This window comes from Streptomyces sp. NPDC093260, from assembly GCF_040683715.1.
In the GTDB taxonomy this organism is placed as follows: Bacteria; Actinomycetota; Actinomycetes; order Streptomycetales; family Streptomycetaceae; genus Streptomyces; species Streptomyces sennicomposti.
Window position 1 is genome coordinate 1 of the sequence record NZ_JBFBEK010000057.1, and the last position, 12239, is coordinate 12239.

At 73.4% G+C, this 12239-nt stretch carries 6 protein-coding genes and 3 pseudogenes; 5 read left to right on the plus strand and 4 right to left on the minus strand.

Annotated elements, in window-relative coordinates:
• Positions 1-214 precede the first annotated feature (214 nt).
• A pseudogene (locus AB0N63_RS35720) lies at positions 215-566 on the plus strand (hypothetical protein).
• Between the two features lie 54 nt (positions 567-620).
• Here AB0N63_RS35720 and AB0N63_RS35725 read toward each other — a convergent pair.
• Positions 621-1610, minus strand: coding sequence for an NAD-dependent epimerase/dehydratase family protein (locus AB0N63_RS35725; RefSeq protein ID WP_365536142.1), 990 nt, complete (start codon positions 1608-1610; stop codon positions 621-623).
• A 147-nt stretch (positions 1611-1757) separates the two neighbouring features.
• Positions 1758-3710, minus strand: coding sequence for a bifunctional metallophosphatase/5'-nucleotidase (locus AB0N63_RS35730; protein ID WP_365536129.1), 1953 nt, complete (start codon positions 3708-3710; stop codon positions 1758-1760).
• 333 nt (positions 3711-4043) lie between these two features.
• Between AB0N63_RS35730 and AB0N63_RS35735 the strand changes: the two are divergent.
• The 4 genes and pseudogenes from AB0N63_RS35735 to AB0N63_RS35750 form a co-directional block, all read left to right on the plus strand.
• Positions 4044-4354, plus strand: a pseudogene (locus AB0N63_RS35735) (hypothetical protein); the annotation flags it as partial.
• Between the two features lie 210 nt (positions 4355-4564).
• Entirely contained in the window at positions 4565-6745 is a 2181-nt protein-coding gene (locus AB0N63_RS35740) for a discoidin domain-containing protein (protein ID WP_365536132.1), read from the plus strand.
• A 135-nt stretch (positions 6746-6880) separates the two neighbouring features.
• Positions 6881-7972: a DUF1996 domain-containing protein gene (locus tag AB0N63_RS35745; protein WP_365536134.1), complete on the plus strand. Its 1092-nt coding sequence runs from the start codon at positions 6881-6883 to the stop codon at positions 7970-7972.
• A 115-nt stretch (positions 7973-8087) separates the two neighbouring features.
• The gene (locus AB0N63_RS35750) at positions 8088-10562 is read left to right on the plus strand and encodes a glycoside hydrolase family 3 C-terminal domain-containing protein (protein ID WP_365536137.1); all 2475 of its coding nucleotides are present in this window, start codon (positions 8088-8090) and stop codon (positions 10560-10562) included.
• Between the two features lie 186 nt (positions 10563-10748).
• On the opposite strand, the gene AB0N63_RS35755 is transcribed toward AB0N63_RS35750, so the two are convergent.
• Both AB0N63_RS35755 and AB0N63_RS35760 read right to left on the minus strand, forming a co-directional pair.
• A complete protein-coding gene (locus AB0N63_RS35755) occupies positions 10749-12110 on the minus strand; it encodes a GH1 family beta-glucosidase (protein WP_365536139.1) in 1362 nt (453 codons plus the stop codon).
• A gap of 32 nt (positions 12111-12142) precedes the next feature.
• Positions 12143-12239: pseudogene (locus tag AB0N63_RS35760) on the minus strand (carbohydrate ABC transporter permease); the annotation flags it as partial.

Consider the following 12239-nt stretch of genomic DNA (forward strand, 5'->3'; position numbering starts at 1 on the left):
ACCACCCTCAAGGTCGAACTCGACATCCAAGCCGTCCAGGGCACCACCCTCCCCACCGCCTGAGCGGCCGGGAACGGCACGGAAGAAGGGCAGGTTGACGTGCCGGGCCCGCGGGCCCGGGTCCGGCGGCTGCGGGTGTGCCCCGGCCAGCCTTGCGGAACACGTGTTTCGCCGTCGCACGCACCGTCGCACGCACGCACCAGGGAGCAGCCCCATGCCCGATGCCCAGTCCGCCGGTGGAGGCGCGGGCGGGACGGGCACGTTGCCGGCCGTCTGCGGTCACACCCATCTCTTCCCCGGCGTCCGCTGCCGTGTCCTGGGGCTGCCGGACCCGGCCGCCTTCGCGGCCGGCCCCTCGCCCCTCGACGTGGACCTGCGCTTCTCCGACGGTGTGCTCACCGCGGCGGAGCTGCGCACCGGGCCCCCGGGCGGGCCGGTGCTCGTCGTCCCGGCGTGCACCACCACCGCCGGCACGACGGGTCGACGACCGCTTCTGGCGGGTCGGGGACCTCCTCCGGGCGGGCGACGAGGTGGAGATCGTCCTCGCCGGTCTCGCGCCGTCGTGACCGGGGCCGGCGGGGCCGTCCGCGGCGCGCGCGCCCATCACCGGCCCGGCGGGCTCACCCGAGGGCCGACAGGAGTTCTCTCTCCCGCTCTCGGCTGATGCCCGCACGGCGGGGGCGGTGCAGGCCCTGGTCGCGTTCCCAGCGCAGGGTGTCGGTGAGGAGTTCGGTACGGGACCTGTGGCGCAGGCCCGCCCGTACGGCGGCGGAGCCGTCGCGCGCCGCCCAACCCTCCCAGCCGGGTTCGACCAGCCACATGGGCAGGGAGCCGGGGCCCATGTACTCGGCCACTCCCTGCGCGAGAAGTCGCTCCGACGGCACCGTGACGACGGGTCCGGTGTGGCCGCCGACGAGGCGCGACAGCTCGATCCAGTCGGCGAAGGGGAGGGTGGGGCCGGGCACGTTGTAGGTGCCGGTGGTGCCGTGTTCGGCGGTGTCGAGGAGCCAGGCCGCGAGGTCGCGTACGTCGACGACCTGGGTCGGAAGGTCAGGTGTGTCGGGGACGAGCAGCGGCGCCTCGGGGTCCCGGGCGGCGCGGGCCACCCAGTAGCCGGAGCGGTCGCTGTGGTCGCCGGGCCCGCCGATGAGCCCGGCGCGCGCGATCAGCAGGCGGTCGTCGGCCACGGCCTCCCGGGTGAGGGCCTCGCAGGCGGACTTGGCCTCGCCGAACTGCTCCTGGCCGGGCTCCTCCCGGTCCGTGGGCGGGAGCAGGGCGGCGGACTCGTCCGCGCCGGGCTCGCCGTGGGAGGCGTACACGCTGACCGAGGACACGTGGATCCAGTGCCGTGCCCGGGCGCCGAGGGCGGCGGCGGCCCGGCGTACGAAGCCGGGTTGCCAGGACACCTCCAGCACGGCGTCCCATTCCCGGCGGGCCAGGGACGCGTACGCGTCGGGGTCGCGGCGGTCCGCGGCCACCAGGTGTGCGCCGTCCGCCACCGCGCCGCTTTCGCCGCGGGCCAGACAGGTCACGCGGTGACCGCGGTCGACGGCCTGCCGGGACACCTCGCGCCCCAGCCAGGCCGTGCCGCCGAGGACCAGAATCTCCATGGGTTCCATGGCCTCACCCCATCAGAGGTGCACGCACGCGCCAAGAGGCTTCTGCCGTGGGCAGAGCCGGGCGCGGTGCGGTGCCCTCCGGTGTCCTGGGGCCGGGTTCCCGGGCCCCCGGGCGGGGGCTCCGGCCCGGGGGCGGGCTCAGCAGGGCACGCGGAACTTGTTGCCGGCGCGGGTGAGTTGGGCGGACTCCGTGCGGGAGGTGACCGCCGCGCCGTCGCGGCCGAGGGCGCGCGGCGCAGCTGTGACGATCTCGCCGACGCGGGCCGAGCGGGCTGTCGCGTTGGCCACCGTCACCCGGTTCCGCTCGGCGGGGGTGAGCTGCTTCTTCTCCTGCACGAACGCCACGAAGCTCTCGAAGTCGCGGACATGACGCACCGGGGCCTTGAAGCCGACGAACGCGGTGAACCCGTCGGCGCCGAGCAGCGTGTACGAGGTCGCGGCGAGCCGGTAGCGGCGGGCCGGGTCCAACGGGCTGCCGTCGATGAGGACATCGGCCGGGTCGACGCGGTCGCCGACCGGGCCGGTGGCGTCGAACGTGTAGCGGACGTTGGCGGACACGGCGAGCGGCGCGAAACGCAGGGTGCCGTCGGCAGCCGTGGTCCACTGCTGTTCGAGCGCGTCGTGCAGCTGCTGTCCGGTCACCGTGACGGTGAGGACGGGGTCGCCGTAGCCGATGGCCTTCCAGGCCTGGCCGAAGGTGACGGTGCCGCCGGAGGCGGTGTCGAAGGTCAGGTCCTGGTTGATGACGCTCTGGCCGACCTGCGGCGCCGAGACGATCAGGGCGAGTTCGGCCGGGTCGTTGGGGTACTGGTTGGCGTCGTTCATGGGGCCGAGGGGCTGCTGTCCTGCCCACAGGGCCCAGTCCGCCGCCAGGTCGCCCATCGTGCTCTCGCCGCTGTCGTCGCGGGTGCGGGTGAAGGAGGCGGTCTGCTTGCCGATGGCGGTGGTGGCGCGGCGGGCGGCGTATCCCGTCCAGTAGTCGGCTATCTCCTTGAGTTCCTTGTCCGGGGTGACGTCGCGGGTGTTGGGGTGGTTGGTGGACGTCGTCAGGGCGCGGACGACCTTGCCGGTGCGCGGGTCGAGGCGCAGATTGATCTCGTTGATCAGCTGACCGTGGCAGCCGGCCTCCACGAACGGCCGGAGCACGCCGTGCGGGTCGGGGACCATCATGTTGAAGCGGCAGTGCCAGTGGCCGGTGACGATGACGTCGATGTCCGCGGAGACCTTGCGGGCCAGGTCGTAGGCGGGGCCGGAGGGGTTGCTGCCGGAGTTGAAGTCGCTGCCGGCGACCGCGCCGTCGTGCATGCTGAGCACGATCGCGTTGACGCCGCGGGCCTTGAGTTCGGCGGCGCGGTGGTTGGCGGTGACCAGTTCGTCCAGGGAGGACAGGGCGGGCTGGTAGGAGGTGGAGCCCCTGTCGGTGCCCACGGCGGTCAGGTGGATGAAGCCGATCGGCAGCTTGCGTCCCTTCCCGGCGTCCACCCACTCGATGTTGTACGGCGGCAGCACGGTGCCGGCGGTGCGGGACCACACCATGTTGGCGCTGTAGTAGCGGAAGTTCGCGCCCTTGAACCGGGTGCCGGTGGAATCGGGGAAGGAGTCGTCCCAGCCGACGCGGGGGAACGCGACACCGTTCTCCATGTGCTGGGTGAGGAAGGCCGGGGACTTGTCGAACTCGTGGTTGCCGGCGGTCGCGAAGTCCAGGCCGAGCCGGTTGAGCGCCTCGATGGTCGGCTCGTCGGCGAGGCTCTCGGCGTCGAACTCCCAGCCGGAGAAGAGGTCTCCGGGCGCGAAGAACAAGGAGTTGCGGCGTCCGTCGCGCAGTTTCTTCAGGTGGGTCGCCAGGTAGGCGACCCCGCCCACGCTGTACGTCTTGCCGCCGGCGCCGGTGATGACGGCGGTGCCGCCGGGGGCGGCCTGCAAGTAGCCGTGCAGGTCGGTGATGTTGAGGAGCTGCACGTCCACCAGGTCGTCGGCCGTGGCCGCGTCCCGTGCGTGGGACGACGCGTACGCGGGGGTTCCGACCGCCGCCGTCGTGGCGGCCGTCCCGGCCGCCGTGAGGAAGGTACGCCGTCCGAACTCTCGCGCCATCGAATGCCCCCCTGGGTCGTTGCAACGACCCAGGAGTCAAGCACGGTCACGGGGCCGCGCAACAGCCTTGAGACGGATCGCACATGAACAGCCGAGGGCGGGGCGGCGGCAAGGAACCGGAACCGGGCGGATGCGACCACCGGTCCCCTGGTTCGGGGGCGTGGTCGGGCGGGTGCGTCCGCCGTGCCGGCTCGGTCGGGGGACGGGCCGGGTAGCGGCGGGCCTTCGTCCGGTCGCCGCTACCCGCGTCGAGCACCGGCGGCGGCTGCGGGCCGGTTCCAGGTCGGCGGCGAAAGGCCGGCGGCGAGGTCCATGGCCCGGGGGACAGCGGCCGTGGTCGGCGGGCAGCCGCCGGCCGACTTCGGCGCGCGGCTGCCGGCGGCCTTCGGAAGGCGCCCTCGTTCGCCGCGTTCAGCACCGACGGCGTCCCCGGCCCCGTGCGGCGGGCCGTGCGTTCGGCGCGGTTCCCCGTGGCCGCGCGCGGTGCGCTGCGCACGGTCGTGCACGAGGTGCTGCCGCTGAATCAGGCCGCGCCGTCCCACCGCAGGACGGACGCGGGCGAGGTGTTCGGCCGGATCGCGCAGACGCCCCGAACCGGGCGGGACGGCGCTCGGGAACGCCTCACACTACAGAGGCTTAAGTAAAGCCCAAAGGAAAGTCGGTTCATCTTCTTGACCGAGGCATGACGGGCGGGCATGGTTCGGGAGAGCGCTCTCCCGCACCATGCGCTCCGGATCCGCCCCACCCCACGGCGCGGACCCGGCGAGCGGTTCCCTCCGGGCTGGACCCAGCCCGCCCCGCACCCCTGCCCGGAGGAGCCGTACCCGCAACGAGCCGACCTGTCAGGAGCATTCGTGTCCAGATCCCCCGCCACCACCTCTCCCCCACGCCGGGCCGCCGTCCCACTGCTCGCGCTCGGCGCCCTGCTCGCCTCGTCGCTCACCCTCGCCGCCGCACCGGGCGCGCACGCGGCCGACGCGCTGCTGTCCCAGGGCAAGACCGCCACCGCCTCCTCGCAGGAGGGCGACGGCTACGCGCCCGCGCTGGCGGTGGACGGCGACCTGACCGGGACCCGGTGGGCCAGCCAGTGGAGCGACCAGCAGTGGTTCCAGGTCGATCTGGGGCAGGTCTCGGCCCTCAGCCGGGTGGTCCTGACCTGGGAGTCGGCCTACGGCAAGAACTACGAGATCCAGGCCTCCGACAACGGCGCCGACTGGCGCACCCTGAAGACGGTGACCGGCGGCGACGGCGGCACCGACGACCTCGCCCTGTCCGGGTCCGGCCGCTATGTGCGCATGCAGGGCCTGGCCCGTGCCGGCGGGTACGGCTACTCGCTCTGGGAGTTCCAGGTCTACGGCACCCCCGGCGGCACCACCACCCCGCCCCCGGCCTCGGGCGGCGCCGTCAAGGTCGAGGGCGGCCAGGGCAACTGGCGCCTGACGGTGGGCGGACAGCCGTACATCGTCAAGGGAGTCACCTGGGGTCCGGCCGCCTCGGACGGACCGAAGTATCTGCCGGACGTGAAGGCGATGGGCGCCAACACGATCCGCACCTGGGGCACCGACGCCTCCAGCAAGCCGCTCCTGGACGCCGCGGCGGCCAACGGCATCCGCGTGATCAACGGCTTCTGGCTCCAGCCGGGCGGCGGTCCGGGCTCGGGCGGCTGCGTGAACTACGTGACCGACACGACGTACAAGAACAACTCGCTGACCGAGTTCGCCAAATGGGTCGAGGCCTACAAGAGCCATCCGGCGACGCTGATGTGGAACGTGGGCAACGAGTCGGTGCTCGGCCTCCAGAACTGCTACAGCGGCAGCGAGCTGGAGGCACAGCGCAACGCGTACACCAGCTTCGTCAACGACGTCGCCAAGAAGATCCACAGCATCGACCCCGACCACCCGGTGACCTCCACCGACGCGTGGACCGGCGCCTGGCCGTACTACAAGCGCAACGCGCCCGATCTGGACCTGTACGCGATGAACTCGTACAGCAACGTGTGCAAGGTCCGCCAGGACTGGATCGACGGCGGCTACACCAAGCCGTACATCGTCACCGAGACCGGGCCGGCCGGCGAGTGGGAGGTGCCGAACGACGTCAACGGCATCCCGGACGAGCCGACCGACGTGCAGAAGGCGGACGGCTACACCAAGGCCTGGAACTGTGTGACGGGTCATCAGGGCGTGGCCCTGGGCGCCACCCTCTTCCACTACGGCACCGAACACGACTTCGGCGGCGTCTGGTTCAACCTCGTGCCCGACGGTCTGAAGCGGCTGTCGTACTACGCGGTGAAGAAGGCGTACACCGGTTCGACGGCCGGTGACAACACTCCCCCGGTGATCAGCGGCATGGCCGTCGACCCGGCCTCCTCCGCCCCGGCCGGCGGCGAGTTCACGGTGCGCGCCGACGTCCGCGACCCCGACGGCGACCCGATCACGTACAAGGTGTTCCTCAGCGGCAACTACGCCAGCGGCGACAAGGGGCTCGTCGAGGCCAAGTGGCGCCAGACCGGGAACGGCACGTTCGCCGTCACCGCGCCGCAGAGGCTCGGCGTGTGGAAGGTGTACATCCAGGCCGAGGACGGGCACGGCAACGCCGGCATCGAGACCAAGTCCGTCAAGGTCGTCGCCCCGCCGGTCGGCGGCACCAACCTGGCGCTGAACCGCCCGGCGACCGCCTCCTCCTCCCAGCAGTCCTACGGCGACTGCCCCTGCACCCCGCAGCTGGCCGTGGACGGCAACGCCACCACCCGCTGGGCCAGCGACTGGAGCGACCCGCAGTGGTTCCAGGTGGACCTGGGCTCGTCCAAGTCCCTGCGCAAGCTCCAGCTGGTCTGGGACCCCGCCTACGGCAAGTCCTACGAGGTCCAGGTCTCCGACGACGGCAGCACCTGGCGCCCGGTGTACTCCACCACGTCCGGCGACGGTGACGTGGACACCCTGGACGTCTCGGCCACCGGCCGCTACGTCCGCCTGTACCTGACGGCCCGCGGCACGAGCTGGGGCTACTCCCTCCACGAGCTGGGGATCTACAGCTGACGGCTGGACCCCGGGGCCGCCGGTGGCGCGGCCCGCGAGGAACCCGGCGGGTTCCGCCGCCACCGCACCGATCGCACCACCCCACGGCACGCGCGTGCCGCGGGCCTCTTCCCACCCCACGGGCAGGAGAACCCCATGAGATCGAGTCCGAGAAAACGGCTCCCCGCACTCCTCCTCGGCACCGCCCTCCTCGCGAGCGTCCTGGGTGTCGGCACCATCGCCTCCGCCGCCTCCGACAGCGGCGGTGGCACACCCGCCGCGGCGAGCGCCGTGCACACCGGGCACACGATGGCGGTGTCCACCCAGGCGTCCGCCGACGACCCGGACGGCGACGGCTACATCCCGGCCGTGCCGCAGGTCACCGGGGTGACCCCGTCCACGGCCACCCCGCCGGTCCGCTACTTCCACGAGTTCCAGGCCAACTGCTCGGTCACCCACACCGCGCCGGACGACCCGATCGTCTTCCCGGGCCAGCCCGGCAAGTCCCACGACCACACGTTCATGGGCAACACCTCCACGAACGCGTACAGCACCACCGCCTCCCTCGACGGCGGCGCCACCACCTGCAAGGCGCCCGCCGACGCCTCCGCGTACTGGATGCCGTCGCTGTACAACGGCGACCAGAAGATCCTGCCCGTCGGACCGCAGACCATCTACTACAAGGCCGGCGTCACCGACTACACGAGTGTGCGCCCCTTCCCCAAGGGACTGCGGTTCGTGGTGGGCAGCCCGATGCAGAGCGCCGACGAGTTCCGCCACCTCAAGGGCTTCGTCGAGGGCTGGGAGTGCGGTGACAGCTACTTCAACGTCGACATCCCGGCGAGCTGTCCCGACCGGGCCGACGTGCAGCTCAACATCCGCTTCCAGGCGCCCAGTTGCTGGGACGGCAAGTACCTCGACACCCCGGACCACCAGAGCCACATGGCCTATCCGGTGGTCAAGCCCGGCACCAACGACAACATGTGCCCCGCCGACCACCCGGTGGCGCTGCCGATGATCGAGTTCAAGATGGCGTTCCCGGTCAACGGCGACATGTCCCGGGTGCGCCTGGCCAGCGGACGTGGCTACTCCTTCCACTACGACTTCTTCAACGGCTGGGAGGACCGCACGCTCAAGGCCATGGTCGACCACTGCATCGTGGGCGGCCTCCAGTGCGACGCCCGCGGGTACGACCAGACGCACCCGGAGGCGGGCGCGGCCCTGAACGCGGACTACCGGCTGCCCTGACCGCCGGCCCGTTCCGCTCGGTCCGGCCGGCCCCGTGCGCCCGCACGGGGCCGGCCGGACCTCGGCCGTCTCCCGTCGCGGGTGACGGCCTTCACCGGCACACCATGGGGTGGGGATGAACGACGACATGGACGGCGGCATCGACGACGAGATGACCGACCGGCTGATCGAGAAACTGAGCCCGGAGCGCAGGACACGGCTGCTCACCGGCGCCACCACCTGGCGCACGGCGGCCGAACCGGACATCGGGCTCGGGCCGTTGGTCCTGTCCGACGGCCCGGCGGGGGTACGCGGGGAGAGCTGGGACGAGCGGCGCACGTCGGCGCTGCTGCCCTCGGCCTCGGCTCTCGGCGCGCTGTGGGACGAGGAGCTGCTGGAACGGCTCGGGGGGCTGCTCGCCACCGAGGCGGCCCGCAAGGGAGTGGACGTCGTGCTCGCGCCCACGCTCAATCTGCACCGCAGCCCGCTGGGCGGCCGGCACTTCGAGTGCTTCTCGGAGGACCCGGAACTGACCGGGCGCACCGGCGCCGCCCTGATCCGGGGTGTCCAGGCGCACCGGGTCGCGGCCACGGCCAAGCACTTCGTCGCCAACGACGCGGAGACCGACCGGCTCACCGTCGACGTGCGGGTCGCCGAGAGGGTGCTGCGCGAGGTGTATCTCGCCCCGTTCGAGGCCGCCGTCGAGGCCGGGGTGTGGCTCGTGATGGCCGCCTACAACAGCGTCAACGGCACCACCATGACCGCCAGCGGCCTGCTCCGGGACGTCCTCAAGGACGAGTGGGGCTTCGACGGGGCCGTCGTCTCCGACTGGGCCGCCCTGCGGACGGTCGAGGAACCGGCCCGCGCCGCGCTGGACCTGGCGATGCCCGGCCCGCACAGCCCGTGGGCCGAGTCGCTGGCCGGCGCGGTCGCCGACGGCCGGGTGCCGATGGAGGCCGTGGACGACAAGGTACGGCGGCTGCTCCGCCTCGCCGGCCGCGTCGGCGCCCTCGGTCCCGGCGCGCCCCGGCGCAGGCCGGCGGTCTCCGTGCGCGACACCCGCGCGCTGCTGCGCCGCGCCGTCGCGGCCGGTTCCGTGCTGGTGCGCAACAGCGGCGACGTGCTGCCGCTGGACCCGGCCGCGCTGTCGACGGTCGCCGTGCTCGGGGCGCACGCGGCCACCCCCCGCGTCCAGGGTGGCGGCAGCGCCGGCGTCCACCCGTCGGGCGTGGTCACCCCGCTGGACGGCATCCGCACCCGGCTGCGCGGCCGGGCCCGGGTGCTGCACGCGCCCGGCCCGTCGCTCGGCGTCCCCCCGGCCCCCGTGGACACCGGCCGGTGCACGGACCCGAGGACGGACACCCCCGGGGTGCTGGTCAGGCTGCTGGACGAGCACGGCCGCGAACTGCACGCCGAACACCGCCTTTCAGGGCGTCAGTTGGAGCCCACGCTCGTCCCCGGCGCGCACACCGTGGAGATCAGCGCGGTGCTGCGGCCGAGGAGCGGCGGCGAATGGACCTTCGGGGTGGGCGGGTTCGGCCGGATGACGATCGTCCTGGACGGACAGGTTCTGCTGGACGACGACTTCCCGTGCCGCACCGACGACCCGGCGGTCGTGCACGTCACCCCGCCCCTGCACACCGTCAGGGCCGCCCTCGCCCCGAGGCGGCCCGTGGTCCTCGTGGCCCGGCGCGAACTGGCGGCCGGCACCGGCCGGGCCACGATCCTGGCCGCGGCGCCGCCCGAGGAGGACCCGGACACGGCGCTGGCCGCCGCGGTCGACGCGGCCCGGCGAGCGGACGCGGCGGTGGTGTTCGTCGGCACCACCGAGCACACCGAGACCGAGGGCTACGACCGCACCGGCCTGTCCCTCGGCGGCCGCCAGGACGCCCTCGTGCGCGCGGTGGCCGCGGCCAACCCGCGTACGGTCGTCGTCGTCAACAGCGGCGGCCCCGTCGAACTGCCCTGGCGCGAGGAGGTGGCCGCCGTGCTGCTGGCCTGGTTCCCCGGCCAGGAGGCGGGCGGCGGCATCGCCGACGTGCTCTTCGGCCACGCGGAGCCCGGGGGCCGGCTGCCCACCACCTGGGCGGCGTCCCTGGCGGACGCCCCCGTCACCACGACCCGCCCGGCCGCAGACGGCACCCTGGAGTACGCCGAGGGCCTGCACATCGGCCACCGGGCCTGGCTGCGCGCCGGGCGCACCCCCGCCTACTGGTTCGGCCACGGTCTCGGCTACACCACCTGGGCCTACGAGAGCGTGGAGGCGCCCGAGCGGGTCGCCGCGGGCTCGGGGTTCACGGTCCGGGTCGCGCTGCGCAACACCGGGCGGCGGGCCGGGCGCGAGGTGGTCCAGGTCTATCTGGCGTGCCCCGGTTCGGCCGTGGACCGGCCGGAGCGGTGGTTCGCCGGATACGCCGCCGTACGCGCCCAGCCGGGCGGGACGGCGACCGCCGAGGTGACCGTGCCGGCCCGGGCCCTCAGGTACTGGTCGGAGGCGGACGGCGGCTGGCGCACGGAGCCCGGGACGTACCGGCTGCTGGTCGGGCGCTCGGCGGGCGATGTGCGTGGGGAGGACTCGGTCACCGTCACCGAGGAGGGCGGGACGAGGTGAGCGCGGGGCCGGGGCTCGCAGGGGGACGCCCGGTCCCGGCGGGACCGGCGGCCGCGGCCGCGGGGCCACCGGTCCCCCGCCGCGCCGCCCCTCGGGCGCGGCACGGCCGCGGCCCCGGCCGCCGGGTGTGGTCCGGCGGGCGGGGGCCGCGGTGGGTGCGGGTGCGTGCGGTCGCGTACGGGCGGATCAGGCCGTGGCGGAGCCCTGGCGGTGGGCGCGGACGATCTCCGCGTAGCGCCGTCCGCTCGTCTTCACGGTGCGCTTCTGGGTGGTGTAGTCGACGTGGACGAGGCCGAAGCGCTTGTCGTAGCCGTACGCCCACTCGAAGTTGTCCAGCAGCGACCATGCGTAGTAGCCGGCGAGCGGGGCGCCCTTGCGGACGGCGCGGGCGCAGGCGGCGAGGTGCTGTTCCAGGTAGCGGGTCCGGCCCGGGTCGTGCACGGCGCCGTCCGGGCCGACGGTGTCGGTGAAGGCGGAGCCGTTCTCGGTGACGTAGAGGCGGCGGACGCCGTAGTCGTCGGTGAGCCGCAGCAGCAGGCTCTCCAGGCCGTCGGCGTCGACCTGCCAGTCCATGCCGGTGCGCGGCACGTCGGGCAGCCGCACCTCGCGGGCGTACGGGACCGGCCCGTCGGGGTCGTTCTCGACCGTGACCGGGAAGTAGTAGTTCAGCCCGTGCCAGTCCAGCGGGGTGGCGATGGTCTCCATGTCGCCGTGCTGCTCGGGGAGTTCGACGCCGTACAGCTCGCGCATGTCGGCGGGGAAGCCGCGGCCGTGAATCGGGTCCAGCCACCAGCGGTTGGTGTGGCCGTCCATCCGCGCGGCGGCGGCCACGTCCTCCGGGTCGGTGCTGGCGGCCGCGACGGTGGAGTGGTTGGTGACCAGGCCGATCCGCGCGTCCGGGACGGCGGCGCGGATCGCCTGGGCGGCCAGGCCGTGGCCGAGGAGCAGGTGGTAGGAGGCGCGGACGGCGGTGGTCAGATCGGTGAGTCCGGGGGCCATCCGGCCCTCCAGGTGGCCGATCCAGGCCGAGCACAGCGGCTCGTTGAGCGTGGCCCACTGGGTGACCCGGTCGCCCAGTCGCTCGGCGACGACCGCGGCGTAGTCGGCGAGGTGTTCGGCGGTGGCGCGTTCGTTCCAGCCGCCCCGGTCCTGGAGCGCCTGCGGGAGGTCCCAGTGGTAGAGGGTGACGTTGGGGGTGATGCCGGCTTCGAGCAGGCCGTCGATCAGCCGGTCGTAGAAGGCGAGACCCTTGGCGTTGACGGGGCCGTCGCCGTCCGGCACCACCCGGGGCCAGGCGATGGACAGCCGGTAGGCGTCCGTGCCCAGCCCCCTCATCAGGGCGATGTCCTCGGGCCAGCGGTGGTAGTGGTCGCAGGCGATGTCGCCGTGGTCGTCGTTGTCGACCTTTCCCGGGGTGTGGGAGAAGGTGTCCCAGATGGACGGCGCACGGCCGTCCTCGGTGGCGGCCCCCTCGATCTGGTAGGCCGAGGTGGCGGTGCCCCAGGCGAAGTCGTGGGGGAAGGCGGCGAGGTCGATCGGGTCGGACACGGAGAACCTTTCGGAGGAGTCGGAGGGGGGCACTACTTGACGGCGCCCGCGGTGAGTCCGGCGACGAGGTAGCGCTGGAGGAGGAGGAAGCCGGCGACCACCGGGACGCTGACGACGAGGGAGGCGGCC